The following is a 22,817-nucleotide window of genomic DNA, read 5'->3' on the forward strand; positions in this document are numbered from 1 at the left end:
CTTGCGGTCGATCATCGGCGCGTTGAGGCTCGACGAGACACGGGAAGGAGAGATCGGCTGTGACCGAACGTATCGCTGTCCGGCTGGACCGGGCCGGCTCCGACACGCTGCTCGGACATCTGCGCCGCATCCCGAGCCAGGGCGGCGAGCTTGTCTCGTTCGCCTATGCGGCCGAGTGGCTCGCGCATCCGGACCGGTTCGAGATTGGCCCCGCACTGCCGCTCACGCCCGGAGAGCACTATCCGCCTGACGGTCGGATGTTCGGCGCCATCGGAGACAGCGCGCCGGATCGCTGGGGGCGTGATCTGATGCGCCTGTACGAACGCCGCTCGGCCGAGATCGAGGGCCGTCCGCCGCGGACGCTGCAGGAGGCGGATTATCTCCTGGGCGTCGATGATGCCTCCCGAATGGGCGCCATGCGGTTCCAGGATGAGGCTGCTCGGGATACGGGGGCGTCCGGGAACGCGGGCGCGCCGGGACCGGACGAGCTCGGCCGCCTGATGACCGCTTCGGACCGGATCCAGACCGACATGTTCGACGATGATGACCTTGCGGCGATCCTTGCGCCGGGCTCATCGCTGGGCGGGGCGCGTCCCAAGGCAAGCGTGACCGGCTCCGACGGGTCGCTGACGATCGCGAAGTTCCCCAAGGCAGATGACCGGATCGACATCGAGCTCTGGGAGGCGGTGGCGCTGACGCTTGCTGAGGAGGCCGGCCTGACGGTCGCGCCCTTCACCCTCAAACCCGTCGGTCGGCGCAACGTGCTGCTTTCGCAGAGGTTCGACCGGCGCGGGGAGGCCCGGCTGCCCTTTATCTCGGCGATGGCGCTAACCGGCCACAGCGACGGGGACGAGGATGCCAGCTATCTCGAGATCGCCGACGTGATCACCCGCTCTGGTGCGCGTCCGGAGCGTGACCCCGAGGAGCTCTTTGCACGGATCGGCTTCTCGATCCTGATCTCGAATGTCGACGATCACATGCGCAACCACGGCTTTATCCGGACCGGGACCGCGGGGTGGGATCTCTCGCCCGCCTACGACATCAACCCGGTGCCGCCGCATGCCAAGGACCCGATCCTGTCCACCTGCATCGATTTCGACGATCGCACCGCCGACCCGGACCTTCTTCTGTCGACCGCGGAAGAGTACGGACTGAAGCAGGCTCGCGCACGCGAGATCCTCTGCCGGACCGCCGGGGTCACAGGCCGGTGGCGCGAGATCGCACGGCGCTTCGGCGCGCGCGAGGCGGAGATCACCGAGATGGCCGGGGCGTTCGAGCACGAGCGCAGGAGCCGCGCTCTCGCGCTCTGACGGAGAAACGCGCTTCTACAAGAGCAGTGCATTTGACCACGCCAAAGAGGCGATGCGCCAAGAATGGCACGGTCTCCGGGTTCCGGCAGGATACCGGAGTAGTCAGGACTTGGCGTTGTTCACCTGGTCTCGAAGTCGCATAAAGAAGCCCGTCACCTGCTCGGGTGCCGATTGCTCTGCAATGCCCGCGGAAACCTGCTTCTGAGTCCAAATCCAGGTTACGGCTGGATCGTGAAGCATGGCCCAATGGCTGAACACCCGCTCCTCCACCGGCGCCGCGACATGAAGCCTCATCTCGACGTGGCGGTCGTCGCGCTGAATCCGGGCGAGGGTGTCACGCACCCTGTCTTCCGGTCCCTCGAGCCACTGAAGATAGATGTCCTCCCGACAAATAAGCGCGCCGGTGATCCCGTCGCGCTCGTTGGCCCGCCTTGCTTGCAGAAGAATCCCGTTCAGGATGGCCGCTTCGAAACCGAAGGGGCGGGAGCTGTAAATAGCTCGAAACAGAGGCATCGATGCGTATCTCCCGTGTGCGTATCGGCCGGGGAGTGATCTCCGCGTTCGGCCGGGTATATCGCCCAAGTGCCCGCCGGCACTCCAGCACTACACTGACAGCCGGGATGTCTACATCAATAACTTATTGGCGCGGACTGGCCGGTAAGCATCGTCTCGATGCGGTCGGCCCAATCGCGGTGTCCCAGCGTTGTCTCGCAGGCCGCGACCGCCGCGCGCCAGGTTTCCACGCTGAGGTCGGGCGCCTCGCCCATCGGCACCCGGACGATGTCGTCGGCAAGCCGGCCGACATTCATCCAGGGCTTCGAGGGAATGCCCCGCAGCCAGTCCTGGGCCGAAGGGATGATCCCGCCGCAATCCTCGCGGACATGCTGCTCGCCGATGAACCGTGTCGGGATCGCCTTGCCGGCGGAGTTCACCAGCGTGGTGCCGAAGAGCGCCTCCATCTCGAAGATGCCGAACGCGTGGTGACGCAGCGCGCGGTGCCGGAAGTTGGCCATCTGGCTCTTGGATCCGTCGAACCAGGAATGGATCTCGAGATAGTCTTCCGGTACGCCGCCGTACTTACGGGCCGAGGATTGCGCGTGATGGTAAGGGTGGGACATCTGGTTTCCTTGAGTCAGGACCGATATTCGCATACCGGGGTCAGGGCTCCAAGTCCTCTTCATCGTAATCATAGTCCTCGTCGTCATCGTATGATCCGGGCGTGAAGTCCCCGACCGCGATCTTGACCGCGTCCCCCTCGACCTCGAGGCGCAGAAACACCGAGCCGCCCTCGTTGTTGGCATAGTCGCCGAGGTAACTGGCATCGTGCTCGATCTGATCGACGAGCTTGTCGCGGAACGATGACCGGAAATTGCCGACCGAGCGCTGCTCGAGCGTATCGAGATGCTTCAGAAGCTCCTCTCCCGACATCGTCGCGCCGGGGCGCATCGCGACGATCATGTCATCCATGGAGCCCTCGTCGCCGCCGCCCGAGAAGCTGGCCTCGATGCTCGCGACCTCGAGCTTGTTCAGCAGCTGGGCGAGCCAGCGCTCGATGGAACTGGGGGGTGTGTCGTCAGACATGGGTATCGGCCTCCGTTTTTCGTATCACTGTGGGCAGGTCTCGAGTGCATTATCCCGCGCCAGCTGGACGAGCGCCCTGCGCGCGCATTCATTGAGTTCCGCCAGCCGGCTGATCGTGCGCGTCCCCCCTTTTTCGGCCTGTTTCGCGTCCGTGTCGGCGAGGCGGGCGGTCCAATCGGAGATGGTGAGCTCGCGCAGCGGCTTGGGCAAGGTGGACTCGATCGCCGCGAGGGCCCGCTCGGGGAGCCTCGGCTCACAGATGTTGCCGCCATAGGCATTCAGGACGCGGGCGAGCTTGTCCTTCAGGTTCGCGGTGTCCCGATTGATCGCCGAGATGTAGGCACGAACCTCCTCGTAGGGGAGCCCCCCGAGATAGGCGACGAGCTGGTCTGCGGCGCGCGACGCTTCAGGGCCGGGGGCGCCGTTGCGGCGCGCCTTGTGCTGCTGAAGGGTCCAGGCATAGCCCGGCGATCCTGCGGACGTCTTCACCTCCAACCCGGAGATCTCGGCGGTCGAGAGGATCTCGCCTGCCTCGGTCTCGATCGAGAAGATCAGCGTGAGCTCTTTCGGCTTGGCTTCCAGAACGTGACGCGAGTAGGAACCGACGCAATGCTCCTCGCGGCGGCCCTGGGTCAGCAGGGCCTCGGAGCTGACGAGCTCCCGGCCGACAAGCCGATCGATCGGCCGCCGGCCGACGAGGGCCGTCCACGCGATGTCCTTTTCCGTCGCCATCAGCTCGTTGCCGATCTGCTCCTGAACATGGTGCCAGCGTGTGTCGGCTTCGGACAGGGATTTCAGGCTCGCGCCATCGCCGATGACTTGGCGCAGCCTTAGCCCCACCTGGGTCATGGCGTAGGATCGATCGGCAAGGCTCATGAGGAAGGTGCTGAGGTAGACGGCGTCATCCTCCTCCACCGGCTCGTCGGACAGCACCCGGTGTGCCGCCGCCGAGATCCGGTCCATGTCGATGGCCTCGTCCCTGCGGAGCATGTCGACGAGTATGGCGCTGGCGATTGTCTGGGTCGTGCTGCGGATCGAGTCGAGCACATTGCCCATGCGCTTCCGCTGCAGCTTCAGCCTTTCGGTCGCCTCCTCCCAGTCGCCCGGCCTGATGCGGCTGGTGATCCGGTCGAAGGGCCGCTCTCCGACATTGAGGTGCGATGAGAAGCCCACCCTCACTTCGGAGAAACGCAGCGAGGCCTGAATGGCCGCAGGGGCGTCGCCTGATTGTGCGGCCGGCAGCTGGTCCATGCGGATGCGCCGGGCCATCAGGACCGCATGGTTGCGGATACTCGCGAGAGGCGGCACGCGCCGGGGATCCAGTGAGATCGCTTTGCGGGCCGCCAGGCTGCCCTGCTCATTGCCTGGTGCGAAAGTGAGCTCTGCGATGGCACGCTCGTAGCGGGCATAGATGCGCATCTGGGCCGCATCGAGTTCGAGATGCTCGCCCACAATCGGAGCCAGCTCGGTGCGCGCGTCGAGCGGAGCCCGGAACTTCGGCATCTGAACCATGTCCTCGGCCACCATCGGGTAGGTCTCGATCGCCTGCCTCCGCGCCTCCGTATCGCCCGATGTGAGAAAGTTCAGTGTATCGAAGGTCAACCTGCCTGCGAGGTTCGGGAAGGTCATGAACAGGGGGCGACTGGCCTCGGGGAGGGCGGTTCGAACAACCGATTGCAAAAGCTCGACCTGATGGGCCGGGAAGTCCTCGCTGATGCGCACGCTCTCGCCCGTCAGGACAGGCAGGACAAGGCCGGTGTCGATAGTGTCCTGCATGACGCCATAGGACATCTCTTCGAACAGTCGGTCGACGCTGGGTCCGGCCACGCCCGCGGCGCGGTCGATCTCGCGCGCCACCGTCTCGAGGTCGTCCGCGTCCACACTGATCAGCACCCCGGAAACCAGGCCGAGCTCCGGGCCATGACCGATGAACTCGCGTACCATCGGGTTCTCGCCACGGATGACTGCGAGGTCCTGGAGATGTGTAAGTGCGTCGGCGGAAAGGTGGAGGGCATCCGTGGGCATGGTCGGCATCCGTGTTGTGGTCCGGTCATCCTACTTAGGGTATGCGAAAATCGTTAATACGGATGTGGTGTGATGGACTGGATCAGCCGGCCAGAGCGGTCTCCCATTCCCGCGTCAGGCGCTCGCAGGACTTCTCGAACCACTCCGGTTCGATCTCGATGCCCAGGCCGCGGCGGCCGGCCCGCATCGCTGCGACGAGCGTGGAGGCCGAGCCGGCGAACGGGTCGAGCACAAGCTCGCCCGGCGCGGAGGAGTTGCGGATGTAGTGGTCGAGCAGCGACACCGGCTTCTCGGTCCGGTGGAACCTGGCCTTCGGCCTCTGGCAGGAAAAGAGCTGCTTGGATCCGGGATTGTTGATGGTCTTCGCGCGCCCCTTCCAGAGGTAGAGCGTGAACTCGAGATCCTTCATGTACCAGCGGTTTCGCGTCGGCGCGCCCTTGTGCCAGCCGAGGAGGTTGTGCAGCTTCCAGCCTGCGCCGGAGAACGCGGCATGCGCAGCGAAGATGTTCTTGTCGTTCGCCATCACGTAGGCATCGCAATCCGGCCGGCAGGCCGCGAAGATCGGCTTGGCCATCGCGCTCCAGGGAACGACCTTCATCAGCAGACCCGAATTGTCGTAGCGCGACCGCGAGAAGATGCCCGACATCACCTGCCCGGCATGGCCGCCGCTGGTGAGCTTGTAGGGCGGATCGGTGACGACAAGATCGGCCTTTTCGGGAAGGGATTGCAGAACCTCCAGCGCATCCCCGAGGATGAGCGTGCAGGGACCGATCGTTTCAACTACAGGCATCCGGAAACTCAATCTGACAAGGTTTGTCCACATGTTACCTGCCGGATCTGCGGGAAACGGTGCGAAAACGATTGTTATGCACATTTTTCCCAATAGAATTGAGTGAGCCGCGAAGCCACTTCGCAAAGCGAAAAATGAAGATAATTCAGGACCGGTCATGTTCTACAAGGATGAGCGTCTCGCTCTTTTCATCGACGGCAGCAGCCTCCACGGCGCCGGTCGGGCCCTCGGCATCGACATCGATTACAAGCTGCTGCGCGACGAGTTCGCCCGCCGGGGCCGCCTGGTGCGCGCGCACTACTACACCTGCGTGTCGGACACGGACGAGTTCTCGCCGGTCAAACCGCTGACGGACTGGCTCGGCTACAACGGCTTCACGGTGCTGGCCAAGCCGGTGCGGGAATATGTCGACGCAGGTGGGCGCAAGAAGGTCAAAGGCGCGATCGGCATCGAGCTGGCGACCGATGCGTTGCTCGCCGCGCCGCATGTCGATCACGTGGTGCTCTTCTCCGGCGATGGGGACTTCCGCAGCCTGGTGCAGGGGCTCCAGCGGCTCGGCAAGCGCGTCTCGGTTGCCTCCACGCTCAAGTCGTCGACCCCGATGGCCTCGGATGATCTGCGACGCCAGGCGGACAACTTCATCGATATCGACGACTTGCGGGACGTGATCGGGCGGACCGATCGCGCTGCCGGGTAAGGCGGTCGACATGGGGCACCCACCCGCCTTCTCCGCCCCCCGCCCGCGCCGGGGCCGCGGCTATGACATGCTGCAGATCTCGCTGGGGATCGCGATCGTTCTGGGTCTGATGATCGGGGGGCTGATGCTCTTCAAGAAGACCTACCGGGACATGACGTACAACGACATCGCAATTGCGACGCAGTACCTGCGCGGAAAGATCTGGACCGAGGCGTCGATGGGCACGGCGATCGCTGAGGGCGAGATCCCGGAGGTCTACTACATGGAGCTCCCCGGCTTTCAGCGCGTGGGCGATACGTTTCACCACAAATGGGCCGACACCGTCTCCATCCGCCATGCGGGGGCCTACGTCGTGGAGATGACCTTGAGCGGGCTCGACGAGGTCCAGTGCCAGTACATCGCCAAGCACGCGGCCGACTACCTGGACGGATCCTACCAGGGCTATCTCACGATCGGCGGGTCGATCTATTCCGACCCGGAGGATCCGGTGACCCGCGCCTCGATCTCCTCGGGCTGCGAGGCCGAGGCGGGCGCCGAGATCGGGTGGGTTTTCGCGACCTCGGAAACGCTCGCCGCCGCGCGGACCGGGCATGCCTGGGCGGACGGGCCATAGATTTTCGTCACCGGAATATTTTTTCGCATTGACGGTGGACACGGGGTTGGCTAAGCTGTTTGGGCATCAAGAGAGGACGTGTCCTCGCCAACCTGCCGACCCGGCGAAGGTGGCTCCCTCCCCGGAGGAGATGCGGGCAAGAAGGCCGCACCCCCATTCGGCCGCCAACAATCGGGTTCATTCTCGAGGCGCTTGCCTCGATCCCGAATTCAGTCGCGGCCATGGCCACGGCATACGGGTGCGGTCTTGGGAACGGCAGGGGGCCCTAACCTCCACGCCAGGCGGGTTCGAACCCCGTGGCACTCTCCATATTCCGGTGCGCCGGAGGCCCGAAGGAAAGACGATGACGCGCTTCCAGTAGATCCCTGACGAACAGGCTGCCGAGGACGGGACCTTGCGTCTCTACGCCGTCCTGCGAGGCGACCTGATCATGTCGGAAGGCAAGTCCAACGCTCAGGCGGGACATGCCTATGTCGATGCGCTTCTCCTTTCGCTGACCGATCCAGATCCCGAGATCCGTGCGCGTGCCGAGGCCTATGCCGCCTTGCGGCCGGGCACGAAGATCTGCCTCGATGGCGGCGGTCACGCCCGGCTCGAGCGCCTCGCCGATCGGTTCGAGGCAACCGGCATTCCCTGTGCTCGGATCGTCGACCAGGGCCATGTCGAGCCGCCGCATTTCGACGGCAGCCCGGTCCTGACCGCCCTCGGCGTCGGGCCTTTCCTGAAATCGGACACGCCGCGCGCGCTGCGCCGGCTCTCGATGTGGCGCGGTGGCGCCCGCGGGAGGTGCGCCATGAGCTGACCGCGTCGCCGCCCCGCGCGGCCTTCCCTCCTCTCCTTTGCACATTCATGAAAAACACGAAGATCGAAAGATAACCTGATGACACAGATCAAGAAAACCCTGCCCCTGTCCCCGATCACCGAAACCACCAAGGCCCGCGATCTTGCCTGGGAGCTGCGCTGCAACCGGGCCCACGAGCGTGGCCTCATCTCCCCCTGGCGCCACCTCTGCGGCGCGCCGGATCCGTTCTTCCGCGGTGAGCTCGGGCTCGAAGCGAAGGACGACTACATCGCGTTCCGCGACGCGCTGAAGGCGCATATCCGGTTCTTCGCGGCGGACCAGAAGCGCCTCTCCGCGCTGATGCGCCAGCCGGGCGGCAATTCCGCGGCCCAGGAAGACCGCGCCATGCAGGCGCGGGTCATCACGCAGCTCATCGAGATCCGCCGGGCCGGGAAGGCCTGGTCGAAGACGCGGGCCAAGGCCGCACGCACGGCGGCCCGAAAGGCCGATGCGGCCTGATGGGCACCCGTGTGGCTCGCCTCTCCTTCGGCCGGTTCGACTGGCTGAAGGAGCCCTGGTGCTGGATCCGCCGGCACCACGAGGTGTGCATGCCCTGCGCGCCGAGCGAGACGTATGTCGGCACGTATTGCCTGCGATGCGGGGCGCACTGGAACCATGCCGAGATGACCGGGGTGGATCAAGCCTGACCCAATGGGCAGCCGGTTCCGGACGCGCGCGCTGACACGAGGTGCGCGCGCTCCACGAGAAGGCAAAAGCGGCTCTGTGCCGGACACGTGCTGTGTTGATGGAGCCACGACGGAAGAGCGTGGCGCTGCTTTGATCAAACTCAGAGCAGCAGACACGGACGTACCACGCGAGCGATCGGCAAGCGCCCAAAAGCCGGCTCCACGATGAATTGCGCCTTGAGTTTCGAACCTATTCGGTCATTCTGGATTCGATTTTAGATATGGAGATTTTCCAATGCGCCTGATCGCATTCCCCGTCGTTGCCGCAGCGTTGCTCTCATACCAGTCTGCCGCCGCCCAGCCAGAATTTCTAAAACAAGCCGACCCTGCACAGCAGATCGCAGAAGCCTGTGGGAGCATAGATGTCGCAGACGCCGGTGCGGTCTATGATTGCCTTGCATTGAGGCCGAGAAACGCGGCGCTTGCCGGCATGCGTCCGACGGACGATTGTCAAAAGGTGGTTGACCAGCTGGCATTCATGGTCCGGGAGGCTGGGAAGACGGGCGCCGCAGTAACCACCGATCCAGCCGCGTTGCCATGTGAGAGCGCGGCCCAAGTCATCTACGATGCCAGTGGAACGGAGCCCTATTGGACCGCATGCATGGGCTATGATCCCGCCAGCAAGGTCGAGCATTTCGGAAGCTGCGTAATCGCCTATTACATGGGGCGCACTCGCCGAAGCGAAGAAGTCGCCGTTGAGACGTTCCAGGGTGCGGGATGCGACGAGCTCAAGTCGATCTATTACAACGGCGCCATGCCGGACGCCTACAAGGAGATGGTATGGCCGGATGGCCAAATCCGGAATCTTCCCGAAAACATCGAAGATATCGACTGCACCGACATTGCAACCATCAGCTTTAACTGAGCAATGAATGCACGAGGCGGGGGCGCGCCATGATTAGAAGTGTCGCCATCTTACTGGTCGCGCTTGGATTTTATGCGGCTGTGCCATCCCCGGTGCTGGCCCAACCCCAATTGGCGGCTTTATCCTGCGACGACATCCTTACCCGTATCGACTTGAGCGAGGAGGCCGGCAATGTGCGCCCCACATGTGAAGCCGTGGCGAACGCCGTCGCGGGCATCACCGGGGAGCTACCGGCTTGGACGGGATGTGTCGGACAGGCGGAGCTCGACCCTGCGGCTCATGCCGGGCGATGCCTCATTATGCGTTCCATCGCCGACCCCTCTCTCGAGCTACCGGATCCGGCCGATTGTGACGGCATCAGGCGGGCCTATGCGGATGGATTGGCGCAAGCGTCCATCCAGGGAGCGGCAAGCGAAGACGGGCTCGACTGTGACGCAGCCGCGGAGGCGGCGCTTTTGTGGTCAGCCGGGCGCTCGGATTGGCTGAGGTGTCGCAACTACAAACAGGCGAACGAGGCGAGCCATGCATTCAGTTGCTTATTTCATGACGACGAGCTCGTAAATATCGACCCGCGCAATGCATGTGCCGGCGTAAAATCTCTGTACGAGGAGCGCCTTCTCAATGCGTACGGAAGGCTCCCCGATGATTATCGGCCCCTGAAATGCTCGAGCGCGGACAAGATACTCGAAGAGGCACAGCAACGTATCGTTGAGCGCCAGGCCGAGCGCGCTCGCGCCGCCGAACTGACCGCCCAGATACGGGAAAGAGCCATGGCGAACAGGACGAACTCAACCGACGAGGGCGGGTTGATCGTGGCGGGGGCGATCTTGCTCTTGTTGGCCGCTGCGGCAAACGCGGACGCGGCTCCCGCAGCTGGATATCAGCCCACTCCGACATTCGGACCGGGGTCAAGCTCGTGTACATCCGGAATGGGCGCGGTCGACATGAATATCGGCTATATGCTGGGTTGCTGAAGGTCGCTCGGTCGGACGGCAAACAGTTCACCGACGCCAGGCCGATCCTTCATGGGATCCATGAACTCCGTCCGCTATCTCTACAGAAACGCAATGAATTCGCTACGGTCGCGTAGAGATATACCCCGATGCCAATCTGGTAACTCGACACGACGCCAAACCGCATCTCTACGCCAACGTAATCGTTTCGCTACAGATCTGTGAAGATAACCCGCGACCACCATATCTGGGCATCACACCGGAGGATAACGTGTTGCGGAAGAAACAATTCAAGACCAATCTCACGGCGGACCCATCGCGGCACCGACAAGGATGACTCAATGGCAGATGACTTCACATACGGGATGGTTCGGCGGCAGCTTGGTAAAGCGACCTCGGCGACTGCGCGCAAGAATGAGCAGATCGCTGACATGGCTGATCACATCGAAGAGCTGAAAAGCAACTACAACCATGCGACCGAGAGGAACTGGGAGCATCGTTGCCACATGCGTGCTCTTGAGGCCGAGCGGGACGTTCTTTTAGAGGCCCTCGATGTCGCCCTCGGAGGGAAGGAGAACAACCCGCTTCGTGAGGCGGTCAGCGATTCCGAGGATGCCCCCCGAATACCGGTTGGTCCGCGTGCGGGTCAGCCTGTCGAGCACCGGGATGAAATATACTTCGCTGCTTTTGCAAAGGAAGCAGCGAAGGCACCGTCGGCGTTCGAGATATTCAAGCGTCCTATGGACCTCATACGTCGTGGCAGCATATTCAGGTAACTGACCGCGGTCAGTCTTGTTGCCAAGTCCATCGTGTCCCGGCAACGTGGACGCATCCAGCACGGCGGGGACCGATGGCCATGAAAGAAGACATCCTCGAGCAGATCGTCGAGGAGTACCTGATCCACCGCGGCTACTTCGTGCAGCACAAATTGGCGGGGCAGCCCAGCAGGCGAACTTGACCGATGCGAGGCGTCGTCGCGTTCGTGATTTTCGGCCCGGCATGGGAGAATGACCTTCTTCAGAAAGGCCGCGTCTCATGATCACGTATTCCCCCCGCCTTGCCGTCCAGAACGCGAAAGCGGAACTTCTCGTCAATACGGTGAACACCGTCGGGGTCATGGGCAAGGGGCTTGCCCTCGACATGAAGACGCGGTTCCCGGAGATCCTCGAGCCTTACGAGCGGGCCTGCCGCGAACGGCGCCTGGCGCCGGGCACGTTCCAGCTGGTGAAGACCGATGACGGCCGGCAGGTGATGAACCTCGCGACGAAGCAGGAATGGCGAGACCCCTCGCGATACGACTGGGTCGGAGTGGGGCTTGTCTACATGAACAGGTTCCTTGTCGATGGCGGGCGCGACATTCGATCGGTCGCGATGTCGATGCCGGGTTGTGGCAATGGCGGTCTCGATGCCGCACGCGTCCAGCACATGATGCGCATCTACCTCGCGCGCAGCCTCGAGGCCGGGATCGAGATCGAACTGGCCCACGATGAGCTGGCCGCGATCGACGATCCGCTCTTCTTCGCGGGCGTCGGCTCGCGCGAGACGCCGGCCGCGATCCAGGCCTTGATGACGGAGATCGGCGGGCTCTTGACCGAGGACGGGATGCGGCTTCGCTCGGGCGGCGCGATCGGCGCTGACACCGCGTTCTGGACCGGCGCCCGCGCGGCAAACCCGGAGGGCATGGAGATCTTCCTGCCGAAACCGAAGCGCCACATTCCGGAGGGCATCGTGAAGATGAGCCCGGTCTTCGAACGGCTCGCGCTGAACTTCCATCCGCACCCGGACGGCATCCGCCCGAACCCGAAGAACCCCGACGACAAGAGGCACTATTTCCTGAAGTTGATGGCCCGGAACGGCAACCAGATCTTCGGTGAGGATTTCCGCGTTCCGTCGAGCGTGGTGGTCTGCTGGACGCCGAAGGGCGAGGCCGGCGGCGGCACCGGCCAGGCCATCCGGCTCGCGACCTCGGTCGGCATTCCGGTCATCGATCTCGGCCGGCCGGACCTCGCCGGCATCTCGGCCACCGAGGTGCGGGACATGGCGCGCGAGAGGGTTGCAGTGTTCCGGCAGAGCCGTGGACTTCCGAGGCTCGACAGGGAGAGCGTTCCAGTCCCGGTCTGATCGGTGCCGCGGCATTTGTCGGTTCACCCTTCCTGCAGTATATTCATCGCACAGGAGCCTGACGAATGACCCGGTTTGAAGTGATCCAGAAACAGCGCCGCGAGGCGCATGAAGCTGCCGCTCGGGCGACATGGGCAGAACTCCGCGCGGCACTGGGTGCCCTCGGGATCGAGTACCGTCTGTTCGGATCTTTGAAGAATGGAGACTTCATGGAGCATTCAGATATCGATCTGATGATCATGGGCGACCCCGATCAGGACACCGTTCGTCAGATCCGGCAAGCGATCGCCGCAGCAGGGCGGAGCCGGGATATCGACATCGACCTTCATTTTGCGCGGGACATGACGTCTGACTTTCAGGAGGCCCTCCTTGAACGCTGAATTTACCTCTCCCGCCCTGACCGCGAGTTCGAAAAAGCTTGAAGGCGCTTTCCGAGAATGGGATCGTCTTTCCGATTTCGTCGCAGAGAAGCCGCTGGAGACTGAAAGTGCGGCAATGCGCTGGTCGGCTGTGACCACGATCGCGTCGGCGCTTCACAATATCTACAACGGCTTGGAGGACGTCATGAAGACGCTGTGCAAGAGCGTCGACTCCTTCGTCCCGACAGGCTCCTCATCGCACCAGGACATTCTCGACCAGATGAGCAGCCCGCGAAAGGATGTCCGCCCGGCGCTCGTTGGCGAGGACTGGTATGCGGACATGAACGAGCTCCGGGCGTTTCGCAATCTGATCAGCCACAACTACAGGCGCGAGTTGCGCGGAGACCTGGTGATCGAAAACCTGAAGCGGATGGAGACGATCCTGCCTCTGTTCTTGGCGGCGATGCATGATCTGGATCGGCACCTGTCCGAACCGAATGGTGACGACCCCGTGCCGGGTCCCTACGACAGGTAAGCCAGCTTGGGGCGCCGGTCCCGGCCAGCGTCCCGCTCGCGTCAAGTGAAGAGGAAGTGGTCCTCGGTCAGGGCCCAGACGCCCGTTACGACGAACTCGCTGTCCTGATCGTCGAAGCCGGTCACGACCAGGCCGTCGCGCACCGCGGACAGTGACAGATCCTCGTAAGTGAGCCCCGCGACCCCGATGCGGATCAGGTCCTCGCCCGCGGCGAAGTCTCGGATGATGTCCTTGCCAGTGGCGGGCCCGAACTCGAAGATGTCCGCACCGACGCCGCCGATGAGGATGTCCCGGCCGGTACCGCCATCCAACAGGTCGGCGCCGGACCCGAGAGGAGATAAGGAGACCTCTTCCGAAGGACATAGGTGCGTAACGAAAAACGCATCCCGGCGGCCGGTATGCGTTGGATGATGCGGCAAGCTGGCGCGTTTAGGACGGGCTGGGTGCATTGTCCGGCTGGTCAGGCTGGATGAACTGCGACGGCTTGAGGAAGCGGCACTGGCCCGAGCCGATCTCCTGAAGGGTATTCACGCCGTGTTCCGCGTGCCGGAGGATCTCTACGCAGCGCTGGTTGCGCGTCTCGATCTCGGGAAGAACGGCGGTCACGCGCGCCACCATCGCAGTCCTGATCCGAATCTCCTCTGCCGAGAAATCGTCCCAGAGCTGCCTGTGAGTGCGCAGCTCGCGCTTGCCCCCGAGGCGCCCGAGGAGGCCGGGCTTCGACGCGACCCTGCCGTTGGTCACGTCTTCGGCAGTCCGCTCCGCATCATTCTTGATGGAGATCCCCGGTCTGACCACGCCGCGGAGAGACATCCTGCCGCCGCGGTCCTCGGGGGAGTCGTTCCGGATTGCCGAGACAAGCTCGGTACAGCATAAGACATCGTTCAACCACTGTCGGACCCCTCTCCGAAGTCGCTCGACGACATCATCCCTCTGTGCCTCGGCGAGGATGTCGAGAAGAGTGACGTTTTCATCGGTCAGGCCCTGGATTCGTTTCTGGATTGCCTCATACCAGAACGGCGACGGACCCTGATCCGAATAGTCGCGATCTGGCCCAAAGGCAGGTGCGTGATCGACCACCAGATCGGGATCAGACGTCGCATTGTCGACGTCTTTCACGGCATCGGAGAGCGTGTTCCAGATCTTCTTGATGTTCCTGCTCGTCGGGCCGGTGACGGCGTGTTCGATCGCGCGGAAGTCGTTTTGCAGAATGCCGATGACGGCATCGGAATACTCACGCAGGATGCGCTCGGCCGTATCACCGTGCCGGGTCATGACAGGGTCGGTTGCAGCGAGCGCGAGCATCCGCCAGTCCATGTCCACCGCATGCTTGAGATGATGGCTGGCGGCCCTCTCATGCTCCACCTCGAGGTAGCACTTCGCCAGTTCGAAATGCGTGAACTGGCGCGCATGCGGGATCTTCAGCGCATCGAGGTAAGTGTCGATCGCTCGTTCGTAATCTTCACCGAGGAAAGACGACGCGGCCGCCCTGCAGAGCGCGACTGCCTTGTTCTCGTCCTCCAGGTGAATGGCCGCCTGCCGGAAGGCGCAATGTGCGGCATCGTAGTCGACGGCTGACTTGTCCGAGCCCGGATGGTCGCCGATCCGGATCTCGCCGAGCGTGATGTGGTAGGCCGGGATGTGACGGAAGGCGGGGCCGTTGCCGTTCGCGATCGCGGCCTCGACGTTTCCCAGCGCATCTCCGACATGGCCCTTTTTCAGAAGCTCCACGGCACGTCGATGGCGCTCGTTTGCGAGCGTGATTTCCGGGTTACCGGTGTTCTTCTCGATCTCGCCGAGCTTCCGGTCGAGATTGGACAGGCGGTTGGCGATCTCGACGAACCCGGTGCGCATGTCTTTGCGCAGACCGTCGATCGCCCCATTCATGCGCTCGAGAACCTCGCCCTGCATTGCGATCGTGTCGTCGATCTGGCTCAGGCGGTCATCGAGCCTGCCGGTCATATCCCGCATGGCGTTGGTCTGTGAGCTTGCCAGGGCCATCAGTCCGGAATGCATCCTGTCGCTTGCGCGTTTGATATCCGACGAGATCATCATGTGGGAGTAGAAGCTCAGGTCAGACATGCGGGGTATCCATCGTGCGAAAATAGGTGATCGTCGTCATTCTGTTCGGGCGGTCCGATAAAGCAAAGCTCTTTCGGGACGCCGAGTTCGATTGGCCGGAGAATGCGGCGCAAGGATGACGCTCGGGACACGCGCCAGCATGGGCTGGCGATGCGCCACCTTCAGGCCGACCGCGAGAGCCGCGGGAGCCGCATCCGGCGCTCGGTTTCCCGGGGCGGAATGAGGCACTGCCCGGCCTTGTCCGGGCCGGACGCTTCCCCGGTGACGATCGCCCGCGCTTCCTCACCGGACAGGGTCTCGGTTTCGAGAAGGGCCACGGCCAGGCGGTTGAGACCCTCGAGGTTCTCCTCGAGGACCTGGCGAGACCGATCCATTCCGGCCGCCGTGATGGTCGAGATCATCCGGGCCGGCGGATTGTTCACGTCGAAGAGCGCGGGGTCGTTCGGGTTGACGACCACAAAGCCGAAATCGGACATGCCGTAACGCGTGACCATAGCCCGGGCCAGTGCGGTGGCCTGCTGGATGCCGGATGCGGCGCCGGTGGTGATCATGTCCTCGCCAAAGGCGAGCTGCTCGGCCATGCGCCCCGCCGCCATGACGCCAAGCCGCGCTTCGAGGCGCGCCTGGGTCTCGAAGACGCGGTCGCGGTCGGGCGATTGCAGCACGAAGCCCATCGCGGCGCCCTGCGGGGTGATGGTCACCTTTTCGACCGGATCGGCGTGAGGCGATAGGAGCGCGACCACGGCGTGGCCGGCCTCATTGATCGCGATGATTTCGCGCTCTTCCCCGAGAAGCGCGATACTGCCGCCGGATCTCGGCAGGAGTATGCGATCGCGCGCCCGGGTGAAGTCGAGCATCTCGACGATGTGGCGGGCGTTCCCGCCCGGCAGTTAGGGCGACCTCGTTGACGAGGTTCTCGAAGTCGGCACCGGACGACTGGAAGGCCATGGCGGCGATGGCGCGCAGGTCGACCTCCGGCGCCAGGATCATCTTGCGGGTCTTCACCTGCAGGATCTCTTCACGCACGTTGATGTCGGGCAGGGTCATGGCAATCTTGCGGACGATGCGACCCGGACGCTCCTCGGAAGCCGGAAGATCGCGCAGCACTTCGCGGAAGACATCTCCAATCTCGCAAACACTCAAAAAGGCCGTCGTCGCCTGCACCTTCGCCGATGGCGCTATGGAGACCCAGATGCGGATGTTTCTGCCGCGCGAGGCCGAATTCCGGAGCCTCGAGGATGGCAGCGTCCTGCAAATCCTGGCACCCATCCCGGGCGATGTCGTTCTCGTAGATCTCCTGACGCATGACGGGACGATGCCGCGGAAGCATACGGACTGGTGCGGCTACTGACTAATAAGTATCGCGGCCAGTCTGTCCTGGGCAGGCCAGCTTTCCGTCATTTTGGCGGCTTTCTTCATGCGATCAGGCCGCTCAGCTGTGTAGGTGAGGGAGATAAAAAAATTCCGGTTTCCAGAACCAGTGTTGTCTGGCCGCGTATAAATTCTTGTCAGGCTTTGCGGGGCGGAGGCGTCGAATTCGAGGCCGTTGGATCTCCCGCCCAAATTGCTCGAACTCCTTGCCCTCGGAAGTCTTCGGCCTGACTTTATTTTTAAGCTGGCTCCCTTGGACTACTAGCTCTACCACGGGATGCGGCCATGCTCGATAAAGTTCGATAAGTACGCTGACCCCATATTATCGGATCGGATAATTTTCCGAGCCGCGGCGGACTTCGCGAGCTCGTGCGCCCTTGCAGTGGGATCGCAGGGCCCACGTCCGGCCAAGCCTCACCGCCGCGATGGACCCATTCAAGCAAATTCGGGGCGGGAAGCGAGTTCTGCTTTATGGAGATGATCTTTATCGTGCGTGTGTAGAGCTCTATGCGGAAGGCGAAACATGATCAATCTTTCACGGACATTCCCGTGCGATAATAATCTGGACTTTGACCGTCCACGTGGTGTTCTGGATGCGAAATATAATAAGTCAATTTTGAATCAGGAAGCCGAGCTCCCAAGATCGCCGACCTGCGCAAGCTGCTGCACTTTCGGGACAGGATCGCAAAACTCCGGGCCGCATTTGGCTGACGACCGGTTTGTGAAATTCAGCAGGGACCAGTAGATCTCAAGGGTATCAGTGGAACCGGGGTGCGAGATGAGCGGGAAGAACACCGAAGATTTGGGTCCGGTAAGGGAGGACGCTGCGGTCACGGTGACTGCGCGGGACGCCGTCATGGCGCCCTTCCGCATGTCGCATCGCAGCGCCTTCGTCCATGAGGACGGGACCTGCATGTCATTGCGCGAAAGCCGGAATGCCTCGGGTGACAGGACGCATGTCGAGGCGCTGGTGACGGCGCTGTCCAGCGCCGAGGTTCCGGGATGGCGCCTCGAGATCTACAGCGGCGTGCCCGCGGATCCGGTCCCGGCGGAGAACGACGGGATGACGGCCGAGGTCTACCATGACCGCATGGATGCGGCGGTCGCCCAGCTGCGGGATGTCGGCGTCCACAATCCGGACGGGGTCCGCAACCTCCCGGCGGGATGGACCTCGGTGATCGAACGCGCATGCGCGGGGATCGCCGCACGCGTGGCGCTCCCGCAAGCCGGAGACGTCCACATTCAGCAGACGAAGGAGAAGTTTGGCACTTTGCGCTTCTACGTGTTTGCGGACGGGGGAGGGGAGACGTTCTTCGGCGACATCCAGCAGATCGCCGACTGGGCGGAAGCGGCGACGGAAGGGCGATGCTGCGTCACCGGAGCGCCCGGCGCGCAGGTCGGCCCCGGCTGGGTGCTGACGCTTTCTCCGGAGATGGCCGCTCTGAGGAATGAGGATATGTCCGCGTTCCACGACAGGCTCTACCCGCCGGCCCCCACACCCGGTCCCGACCTGACCGGCTGAGCTGTCGGGGGCTTCGGGTGCGCAACAATATTCGTAACTCATTCCAAAATACTTTTTCGCATATGCCGTTTGAGATTGTAAGACCGTCTATCATTCCGCCACAGACTTCAGGCTGGAGGCCGCCATGTTCCGTATCGCGACCGCCGCTCTCGTTCTTGGCCTCGGCTCGACCGCAACGGCTCACTCCCAGGATATGCGGTTTCACGTCGAGTGGGCGCAGCCCGGCGTGCATAAAACGGTCGACGACAAGTTCGGCGGCCAACGAAAACGGGTGAACTTAGTCCTCGATGAGGGTAGCTTCGAGAGCGCGCCGATTACGCTTACGCTCGATAACGAGGAATACGAGTTCCACCCAAGCTGCCGGCCGCACGAATGCGCCATGAGACGCATCGTCCTGCTGATCGGTGAGGAGGGCTCGGTCGACGTCCATCTCTACGACACCGAGACCGAGACCGAGCAGCAGCTCTTTGCGTGCCGCCGATCAATGTCGAGGGGCCCTGCGCGCGAAGCACTCGTCTTTCGAGCTCCCTAGCCTTCAGCCATGGCCCAGTCGATCCGGTGGGCGGGGCCACCATACATGCGGAGCCGGCCACGATAGCTCAGTTGCTTCCTGCCAACTCGCGGAGGCTGTCGAGAACCTCATCGAAGCGGTTCACGTAGATCAGGCGATCGCGCTCCGGAACCCCTACGATCTCGGCCTCGTAGTCCGAAATGATCCCGTCTAGGTCCTGCGCGATGTTTCCGATCGCGATCCGCAACAGCTCTGAGCGGCCCGAAGCGCCGAGACCTGAGTCTCGAGTTCCTGAACGCGCCCCGCTGCCGCCTCCTCCTCGTCAATGGATGCAGAGAGCTGCTCGCTCAGCTGATCGCGCGTTGCGGCCAGTAGGGCATCGAGTTCTGCCAAGGCATCGGCGTCGCGCTCAAGGCTCGCAATCCTGTCCGTGTACTCGGCGTTTTCAGACAGAAGCAGATCATTCCTACCTTCGAGATCATCGACCTGCCGCCGCAAGGTTTCGATTTCCGACCGCAGCGCGGCGACTTCCTCCTGGAACTCGGCGCGTACGCTCAACGGAAGAACTTGTTTGACGTCCTTCTCCAGCGCGATCAGCGTTTCCCTGATCCGTGGATCCCTGTCCCACTCGCTCTTAAAATCTCGGAGGCTCGCCGCCACCGTCGAGAGCTCCCCCTCTATACCGGGCACTCCGGGCCCCCCCAGGAGGGCTGTTCTCATCTCGCCGATCGCACCGTAGCCCTCCTCGAGACGCCCGTTTGCCGGAAGCATCCGATCCAAGCCGCTTTCCAGATCGTCGATCACATTGCCAAGCTCGTCCTTGAATGACCGCAGTTCGGTCACGTCAGAGACGATCCCACCTGTACCTTCCTGCCCATAGAGTGCTGTCTGGATGCGAAACACCTCGCCCGTGTTCCGCTTAATATCCGAGATGCTCTCGCCGTAGGTTTGGCTGAATACAAACATCCCGCCGCCGATCGACAAGGCGGAGGACACGACTATACCGAGGCAGGCGATGACGGCGTCGATCTTCATGAGGTCGGTCCTCGTCCCGGCAAACCGCAAGGACCCACGGTAGTCCTCCCCCTCGATGATTACGATTTACATATTCCGTGCAAGGCACTTTTAACGCGGATTGCGGCTGCCGTCGGAATAGCCACGCATCCACTCCCTTACAGGCGCCTAGCTCGATGCGACTTCAATGGGCGTCGGCGCATCCTGCGCGTCGGGCAAAAAGCGCGTTGGCGATCGCCCAGCTGAGCGCCACGATGCCGAAGACCGGTCGCATCAGGGCGCGCGCCACCGATCCGCCTTCTGAGAGCAGGATGATCAGAGCGGCGCCGATCATGGCACCGGGCACGGAGACCACACTCGCAGCGATTGGCCCGCCGGTGAACTGGCCCGATCCGGTCACGACGGCCACCGCCTCGACCCCGTTGTAGCGATAGAGCCCGTTCCGGCTGTCCCCCCGAGCAGCGCAATTCCGAAACCGGTGACCGCGCGCAAATCGTTGGGGTATCAGGAGTTGCCGTCTATCTTACAGAATAACCCGCTTCGGCACGAACCACCAGGTGAACCAGAACTTGGAAGCGAAAGCGTCCGTGTCGCTGATCAACAGCACCGCCGAATTCTTCGACGACACGCAGTACGGCATCGATATCGCCTGGCGGTTCTGAGCCCGGCTCGCTCGAAAAAGACGGCGCCCCGGCCCTCGTGTCCGGGGCGTTTTCATGTACGAGGACCGGTCCTGCCGCACCCAAACCGGCCTTGCGTGCGGGGCATGGTCCTGTAGCCTCGGCGCGATCGGAGGCCGCATGAAATTCTTCTCCAAGCTCTTCAGACGCGGGCGGCGCGACCCAATCGCTGCCGGCGATCCCGCTGAAGCGATGACGCCGGCGGAGAGGGCGCACGAGGAGAGAATGAAGCGCCAGGAGACGGCCGTTGCGCCTCAATCCGAGCAGACACGGCCCGCGCCGCCACCGCCCCGCCCGATAAACTGGGTGCCGCCCCGCGCCGTGCCACGCTATACCCCGCCTCGATCCGCCAGGGTTCAATGGCGAGATGGCTCCTTCCCGATGCCCGTGGTGGGCGAGTCGCACTACCAGGCCGCGCTGATCGGCCTCGTGGTCCCCAACAGCCGGTACGGCGTCGACATCGAGGCCGTCGCGCGCATCGCGCGGGATCCGTCCAACCCGCACGATTCCAATGCCGTGAAGGTCACGATCGAGGGCCGGCTTGTCGGCCACCTGCCGCGCGATCAGGCCGAACGGGTCTCGGCACAGATGGCCGAGGACGGCATCGCCGCCGCGAACTGCCGTGCGCGGATCAAGGGCGGGTGGCGCACCAATCAGCATGACGAGGGCCTCTACGGCGTCTCGCTCGGCATCAATAGCTGGGGCTGGATCGATTTTGGCCTCGGGAAGGCGCCGCCGACCCCGCCACAGCGACCGAAGCCCGCACCCGAAGGGCCTCTGAAAGGGTTGCGGGTCGTGATCGACGATGCGGAGACCGGTGGAGATCTGCAGCGCGAGTTCGCCGCCAGGGGCGCACAGATCATGGCCGCTGTGGGTAAGACCACCGACTATCTCGTTCTTGCAGATGATCACGGCTGGGATCTCGAGAGCCCGGGGCCGGGCGGAACCGGCAATGTCTGGACCGCCGCGAAATATCGCGACGAGGGCCGGAAGATCCGGCTGATCACGCTGAGCGAGGCGCGCGAGCTGGGCGCCTAGAGAGACCATGCATTCCCGTTTTTGGCAGCTTCTGGACGCGGCGTCGGACATTCAGGACTTCTGCGACCGCGAGGGCATCACGGTCGGGTTCTTTGGCTCGTTTGCCGATGGTACTTGTGACGGGAATTCCGACCTCGATATCCTGATCATCGACGGCTTCGATCCGCCCAGGCGCTTTCGCGTCGCCTCGCAGATCGAGGATATTGCGTTTTCTCGCGGGGTTTTGCCCGACATCGCCTTTCGCGACCTCTCACCGCATCTGAAGAAGACCTGCCGCTCGTTCCACGCCATCCGCGAGGAGCTGTAACCGTCACTCCGTTTGCCACATAACCCTGATTATCGGACTAATGCCTTGTAGCCGGGCACATTCTAGACTGGGTTGCGACAGACCCCCTATCTTGCTGACAAGCAAGGAGATTGGAGATGTGCCACACAGAGTTGGATTTGCGCGAGCGACGCGAGATCGAGGACTTGCTCAACGCGAAGGTGCCGATTGCCAAGATTGCGGCTCAGATCGGTCGGCATCGCTCAACGGTCTACCGCGAGATCAAGCGGAACCGCTTTGAAGATACTGAGCTGCCATATTTGAGTGGGTACTACGGTATGATTGCGCGACGGTATGCATCAGACCGGCGAGCGCGAAGACGCAAGCTTGTCCGTTTGGACGGTCTGCGCGCGCATGTCATCCGCCAGTTGAAGATTGGCTGGACGCCCGAACAGATCGCCGGGCGTCTTGGATATGGTGGTCAGCTCGAGCGCGTCAGCCACGAGACGATCTATGCCTATGTCTACAGCCCGGAAGGACAGTCCGAACAGCTGGCGCGCCATCTCCCAAGCCGTCGAAAGAAACGCCGGCCACGGCATGCCAGACGCTCCAGAAGCCAGGTATTCCCACCGGATCGATCCATTCATCAACGCCCGGAGCATGTGAAGACCCGGGAGAGCTTTGGCGAATGGGAAGGCGATCTGATGATTTTCGAGCGTGCCCAAGGCCCGATGAACGTCGCCTCGCTTGTCGAGCGAAAGACGCGGTACGCCGTCCTGTTTCGCAACAACGACCGCAGCTCCACGCATTTCATGAACACGCTCATGGATGTGATGGAGCCACTGCCCCAGCGCGCTCGCAAGTCGATCACCTTCGACCGCGGTTTCGAATTCCGCGAGTGGCGCAAGCTAAGGTCCGGCATCGGCACGGAAAGCTGGTTCTGCGATCCGCAGGCGCC

The 22,817-nt window shown here is 63.0% G+C and carries 30 protein-coding genes and 1 riboswitch; of the genes, 18 read left to right on the forward strand and 12 right to left on the reverse strand.

Going from position 1 to position 22,817, the window contains the following annotated elements; all coding sequences use genetic code 11:
- Positions 1–59 precede the first annotated feature (59 nt).
- Entirely contained in the window at positions 60–1,310 is a 1,251-nt protein-coding gene (locus OCH239_RS17115) for a type II toxin-antitoxin system HipA family toxin (protein WP_051489561.1), read from the forward strand.
- A 102-nt stretch (positions 1,311–1,412) separates the two neighbouring features.
- Here the strand turns inward: OCH239_RS17115 and OCH239_RS17120 are convergent, their stop codons facing one another.
- The 5 genes from OCH239_RS17120 to OCH239_RS17140 all read right to left on the reverse strand — a co-directional run bounded on the left by OCH239_RS17120 (position 1,413) and on the right by OCH239_RS17140 (position 5,706).
- Positions 1,413–1,823, reverse strand: a complete 411-nt coding sequence (locus OCH239_RS17120) for a BLUF domain-containing protein (RefSeq protein ID WP_037265310.1) — start codon at positions 1,821–1,823, stop codon at positions 1,413–1,415.
- A 116-nt stretch (positions 1,824–1,939) separates the two neighbouring features.
- The gene (locus OCH239_RS17125; RefSeq protein WP_037265312.1) at positions 1,940–2,428 is read right to left on the reverse strand and encodes a DUF6915 family protein; all 489 of its coding nucleotides are present in this window, start codon (positions 2,426–2,428) and stop codon (positions 1,940–1,942) included.
- Between the two features lie 40 nt (positions 2,429–2,468).
- The gene (locus tag OCH239_RS17130; protein WP_037265314.1) at positions 2,469–2,891 is read right to left on the reverse strand and encodes a hypothetical protein; all 423 of its coding nucleotides are present in this window, start codon (positions 2,889–2,891) and stop codon (positions 2,469–2,471) included.
- A gap of 24 nt (positions 2,892–2,915) precedes the next feature.
- Positions 2,916–4,916, reverse strand: coding sequence for a hypothetical protein (locus OCH239_RS17135; RefSeq protein ID WP_157577924.1), 2,001 nt, complete (start codon positions 4,914–4,916; stop codon positions 2,916–2,918).
- Positions 4,917–4,998: 82 nt separating this feature from the next.
- Positions 4,999–5,706 (reverse strand): DNA-methyltransferase, encoded by a 708-nt coding sequence (locus OCH239_RS17140; RefSeq protein ID WP_037265318.1) that lies wholly within the window; start codon positions 5,704–5,706, stop codon positions 4,999–5,001.
- A gap of 157 nt (positions 5,707–5,863) precedes the next feature.
- On the opposite strand from OCH239_RS17140, the gene OCH239_RS17145 reads away from it, so the two are divergent.
- The 11 genes from OCH239_RS17145 (at position 5,864) to OCH239_RS17200 (ending at position 13,376) form a co-directional block, all read left to right on the forward strand.
- Positions 5,864–6,403, forward strand: coding sequence for a LabA-like NYN domain-containing protein (locus tag OCH239_RS17145; RefSeq protein WP_037265320.1), 540 nt, complete (start codon positions 5,864–5,866; stop codon positions 6,401–6,403).
- A gap of 10 nt (positions 6,404–6,413) precedes the next feature.
- Positions 6,414–7,016, forward strand: a complete 603-nt coding sequence (locus OCH239_RS17150; RefSeq protein ID WP_037265323.1) for a hypothetical protein — start codon at positions 6,414–6,416, stop codon at positions 7,014–7,016.
- A 58-nt stretch (positions 7,017–7,074) separates the two neighbouring features.
- Positions 7,075–7,198, forward strand: a riboswitch (SAM-I-IV-variant riboswitch).
- A gap of 212 nt (positions 7,199–7,410) precedes the next feature.
- On the forward strand, positions 7,411–7,818 hold the full coding sequence (locus OCH239_RS17155) for a peptidyl-tRNA hydrolase (RefSeq protein ID WP_037265326.1): 408 nt from the start codon (positions 7,411–7,413) through the stop codon (positions 7,816–7,818).
- Positions 7,819–7,896: 78 nt separating this feature from the next.
- Positions 7,897–8,316, forward strand: coding sequence for a hypothetical protein (locus tag OCH239_RS17160; protein ID WP_037265328.1), 420 nt, complete (start codon positions 7,897–7,899; stop codon positions 8,314–8,316).
- Positions 8,316–8,504 carry a hypothetical protein gene (locus tag OCH239_RS17165; protein ID WP_037265331.1) on the forward strand — a complete coding sequence of 63 codons (189 nt, stop codon included), beginning with the start codon at positions 8,316–8,318 and terminating at the stop codon, positions 8,502–8,504. The genes OCH239_RS17160 and OCH239_RS17165 overlap by 1 nt, the downstream gene beginning before the upstream one ends.
- Positions 8,505–8,778: 274 nt before the next feature.
- The gene (locus OCH239_RS17170; protein ID WP_037265334.1) at positions 8,779–9,408 is read left to right on the forward strand and encodes a hypothetical protein; all 630 of its coding nucleotides are present in this window, start codon (positions 8,779–8,781) and stop codon (positions 9,406–9,408) included.
- Between the two features lie 29 nt (positions 9,409–9,437).
- Positions 9,438–10,382, forward strand: coding sequence for a hypothetical protein (locus tag OCH239_RS17175; protein WP_037265337.1), 945 nt, complete (start codon positions 9,438–9,440; stop codon positions 10,380–10,382).
- A gap of 320 nt (positions 10,383–10,702) precedes the next feature.
- Positions 10,703–11,137: a hypothetical protein gene (locus tag OCH239_RS17180; protein WP_037265340.1), complete on the forward strand. Its 435-nt coding sequence runs from the start codon at positions 10,703–10,705 to the stop codon at positions 11,135–11,137.
- 259 nt (positions 11,138–11,396) lie between these two features.
- Positions 11,397–12,482: a macro domain-containing protein gene (locus OCH239_RS22795; RefSeq protein ID WP_051489562.1), complete on the forward strand. Its 1,086-nt coding sequence runs from the start codon at positions 11,397–11,399 to the stop codon at positions 12,480–12,482.
- Positions 12,483–12,547: 65 nt separating this feature from the next.
- A complete protein-coding gene (locus OCH239_RS17195) occupies positions 12,548–12,862 on the forward strand; it encodes a nucleotidyltransferase domain-containing protein (protein WP_037265343.1) in 315 nt (104 codons plus the stop codon).
- Positions 12,852–13,376 carry a ribonuclease toxin HepT-like protein gene (locus tag OCH239_RS17200; RefSeq protein ID WP_157577925.1) on the forward strand — a complete coding sequence of 175 codons (525 nt, stop codon included), beginning with the start codon at positions 12,852–12,854 and terminating at the stop codon, positions 13,374–13,376. Before OCH239_RS17195 ends, OCH239_RS17200 begins: the two co-directional genes overlap by 11 nt.
- Before the next feature lie 41 nt (positions 13,377–13,417).
- On the opposite strand, the gene OCH239_RS17205 is transcribed toward OCH239_RS17200, so the two are convergent.
- From OCH239_RS17205 to OCH239_RS22800, 4 genes are all read right to left on the reverse strand, one after another.
- Positions 13,418–13,825, reverse strand: a complete 408-nt coding sequence (locus OCH239_RS17205; protein ID WP_211242016.1) for a calcium-binding protein — start codon at positions 13,823–13,825, stop codon at positions 13,418–13,420.
- A complete protein-coding gene (locus OCH239_RS17210; RefSeq protein ID WP_037265351.1) occupies positions 13,806–15,458 on the reverse strand; it encodes a tetratricopeptide repeat protein in 1,653 nt (550 codons plus the stop codon). Before OCH239_RS17210 ends, OCH239_RS17205 begins: the two co-directional genes overlap by 20 nt.
- Positions 15,459–15,619: 161 nt before the next feature.
- Positions 15,620–16,315, reverse strand: a complete 696-nt coding sequence (locus OCH239_RS17215) for an ATP-dependent metallopeptidase FtsH/Yme1/Tma family protein (RefSeq protein ID WP_051489563.1) — start codon at positions 16,313–16,315, stop codon at positions 15,620–15,622.
- On the reverse strand, positions 16,215–16,622 hold the full coding sequence (locus tag OCH239_RS22800; RefSeq protein WP_157577926.1) for a hypothetical protein: 408 nt from the start codon (positions 16,620–16,622) through the stop codon (positions 16,215–16,217). The genes OCH239_RS17215 and OCH239_RS22800 overlap by 101 nt, the downstream gene beginning before the upstream one ends.
- A gap of 28 nt (positions 16,623–16,650) precedes the next feature.
- On the opposite strand from OCH239_RS22800, the gene OCH239_RS22805 reads away from it, so the two are divergent.
- The 3 genes from OCH239_RS22805 to OCH239_RS17225 all read left to right on the forward strand — a co-directional run bounded on the left by OCH239_RS22805 (position 16,651) and on the right by OCH239_RS17225 (position 18,883).
- The gene (locus OCH239_RS22805) at positions 16,651–16,809 is read left to right on the forward strand and encodes a hypothetical protein (protein ID WP_157577927.1); all 159 of its coding nucleotides are present in this window, start codon (positions 16,651–16,653) and stop codon (positions 16,807–16,809) included.
- A gap of 798 nt (positions 16,810–17,607) precedes the next feature.
- Positions 17,608–18,351 (forward strand): hypothetical protein, encoded by a 744-nt coding sequence (locus tag OCH239_RS17220; protein ID WP_037265353.1) that lies wholly within the window; start codon positions 17,608–17,610, stop codon positions 18,349–18,351.
- 124 nt (positions 18,352–18,475) lie between these two features.
- The gene (locus tag OCH239_RS17225; RefSeq protein ID WP_037265356.1) at positions 18,476–18,883 is read left to right on the forward strand and encodes an Ivy family c-type lysozyme inhibitor; all 408 of its coding nucleotides are present in this window, start codon (positions 18,476–18,478) and stop codon (positions 18,881–18,883) included.
- A gap of 67 nt (positions 18,884–18,950) precedes the next feature.
- Here OCH239_RS17225 and OCH239_RS22810 read toward each other — a convergent pair whose 3' ends face one another.
- The 3 genes from OCH239_RS22810 to OCH239_RS17235 all read right to left on the reverse strand — a co-directional run bounded on the left by OCH239_RS22810 (position 18,951) and on the right by OCH239_RS17235 (position 20,285).
- Entirely contained in the window at positions 18,951–19,109 is a 159-nt protein-coding gene (locus OCH239_RS22810; RefSeq protein ID WP_157577928.1) for a hypothetical protein, read from the reverse strand.
- Complete coding sequence (locus OCH239_RS17230; RefSeq protein WP_037265359.1) at positions 19,073–19,897, reverse strand: hypothetical protein; 825 nt, start codon at positions 19,895–19,897, stop codon at positions 19,073–19,075. Before OCH239_RS17230 ends, OCH239_RS22810 begins: the two co-directional genes overlap by 37 nt.
- Before the next feature lie 163 nt (positions 19,898–20,060).
- On the reverse strand, positions 20,061–20,285 hold the full coding sequence (locus OCH239_RS17235; protein WP_037265362.1) for a hypothetical protein: 225 nt from the start codon (positions 20,283–20,285) through the stop codon (positions 20,061–20,063).
- Between the two features lie 661 nt (positions 20,286–20,946).
- Here OCH239_RS17235 and OCH239_RS21805 point away from each other — a divergent pair.
- The 3 genes from OCH239_RS21805 to OCH239_RS17250 all read left to right on the forward strand — a co-directional run.
- Entirely contained in the window at positions 20,947–21,594 is a 648-nt protein-coding gene (locus OCH239_RS21805) for an HIRAN domain-containing protein (protein WP_211242017.1), read from the forward strand.
- A gap of 7 nt (positions 21,595–21,601) precedes the next feature.
- The gene (locus OCH239_RS17245) at positions 21,602–21,901 is read left to right on the forward strand and encodes a nucleotidyltransferase domain-containing protein (protein ID WP_037265364.1); all 300 of its coding nucleotides are present in this window, start codon (positions 21,602–21,604) and stop codon (positions 21,899–21,901) included.
- 116 nt (positions 21,902–22,017) lie between these two features.
- Positions 22,018–22,817, forward strand: an 800-nt coding sequence (locus OCH239_RS17250; protein WP_037265388.1) for an IS30 family transposase, incomplete at its 3' end; no start/stop codon positions are given.

Origin of the sequence: Roseivivax halodurans JCM 10272 (assembly GCF_000521785.1) — a bacterium.
In the GTDB taxonomy this organism is placed as follows: Bacteria; Pseudomonadota; Alphaproteobacteria; order Rhodobacterales; family Rhodobacteraceae; genus Roseivivax; species Roseivivax halodurans.

Bases quoted from the DNA above. Each gene is read 5' to 3' on its own strand.
- OCH239_RS17120 (WP_037265310.1), bottom strand. From the start codon at position 1,823: ATGCCTCTGTTTCGAGCTATTTACAGCTCCCGCCCCTTCGGTTTCGAA.
- OCH239_RS17125 (WP_037265312.1), bottom strand. From the start codon at position 2,428: ATGTCCCACCCTTACCATCACGCGCAATCCTCGGCCCGTAAGTACGGC.
- OCH239_RS17130 (WP_037265314.1), bottom strand. From the start codon at position 2,891: ATGTCTGACGACACACCCCCCAGTTCCATCGAGCGCTGGCTCGCCCAG.
- OCH239_RS17135 (WP_157577924.1), bottom strand. From the start codon at position 4,916: ATGCCCACGGATGCCCTCCACCTTTCCGCCGACGCACTTACACATCTC.
- OCH239_RS17140 (WP_037265318.1), bottom strand. From the start codon at position 5,706: ATGCCTGTAGTTGAAACGATCGGTCCCTGCACGCTCATCCTCGGGGAT.
- OCH239_RS17145 (WP_037265320.1), top strand. From the start codon at position 5,864: ATGTTCTACAAGGATGAGCGTCTCGCTCTTTTCATCGACGGCAGCAGC.
- OCH239_RS17150 (WP_037265323.1), top strand. From the start codon at position 6,414: ATGGGGCACCCACCCGCCTTCTCCGCCCCCCGCCCGCGCCGGGGCCGC.
- OCH239_RS17160 (WP_037265328.1), top strand. From the start codon at position 7,897: ATGACACAGATCAAGAAAACCCTGCCCCTGTCCCCGATCACCGAAACC.
- OCH239_RS17165 (WP_037265331.1), top strand. From the start codon at position 8,316: ATGGGCACCCGTGTGGCTCGCCTCTCCTTCGGCCGGTTCGACTGGCTG.
- OCH239_RS17170 (WP_037265334.1), top strand. From the start codon at position 8,779: ATGCGCCTGATCGCATTCCCCGTCGTTGCCGCAGCGTTGCTCTCATAC.
- OCH239_RS17175 (WP_037265337.1), top strand. From the start codon at position 9,438: ATGATTAGAAGTGTCGCCATCTTACTGGTCGCGCTTGGATTTTATGCG.
- OCH239_RS17180 (WP_037265340.1), top strand. From the start codon at position 10,703: ATGGCAGATGACTTCACATACGGGATGGTTCGGCGGCAGCTTGGTAAA.
- OCH239_RS22795 (WP_051489562.1), top strand. From the start codon at position 11,397: ATGATCACGTATTCCCCCCGCCTTGCCGTCCAGAACGCGAAAGCGGAA.
- OCH239_RS17195 (WP_037265343.1), top strand. From the start codon at position 12,548: ATGACCCGGTTTGAAGTGATCCAGAAACAGCGCCGCGAGGCGCATGAA.
- OCH239_RS17205 (WP_211242016.1), bottom strand. From the start codon at position 13,825: ATGCACCCAGCCCGTCCTAAACGCGCCAGCTTGCCGCATCATCCAACG.
- OCH239_RS17210 (WP_037265351.1), bottom strand. From the start codon at position 15,458: ATGTCTGACCTGAGCTTCTACTCCCACATGATGATCTCGTCGGATATC.
- OCH239_RS17215 (WP_051489563.1), bottom strand. From the start codon at position 16,315: ATGCTCGACTTCACCCGGGCGCGCGATCGCATACTCCTGCCGAGATCC.
- OCH239_RS22805 (WP_157577927.1), top strand. From the start codon at position 16,651: ATGCGGATGTTTCTGCCGCGCGAGGCCGAATTCCGGAGCCTCGAGGAT.
- OCH239_RS17220 (WP_037265353.1), top strand. From the start codon at position 17,608: ATGAGCGGGAAGAACACCGAAGATTTGGGTCCGGTAAGGGAGGACGCT.
- OCH239_RS17225 (WP_037265356.1), top strand. From the start codon at position 18,476: ATGTTCCGTATCGCGACCGCCGCTCTCGTTCTTGGCCTCGGCTCGACC.
- OCH239_RS17230 (WP_037265359.1), bottom strand. From the start codon at position 19,897: ATGAAGATCGACGCCGTCATCGCCTGCCTCGGTATAGTCGTGTCCTCC.
- OCH239_RS17245 (WP_037265364.1), top strand. From the start codon at position 21,602: ATGCATTCCCGTTTTTGGCAGCTTCTGGACGCGGCGTCGGACATTCAG.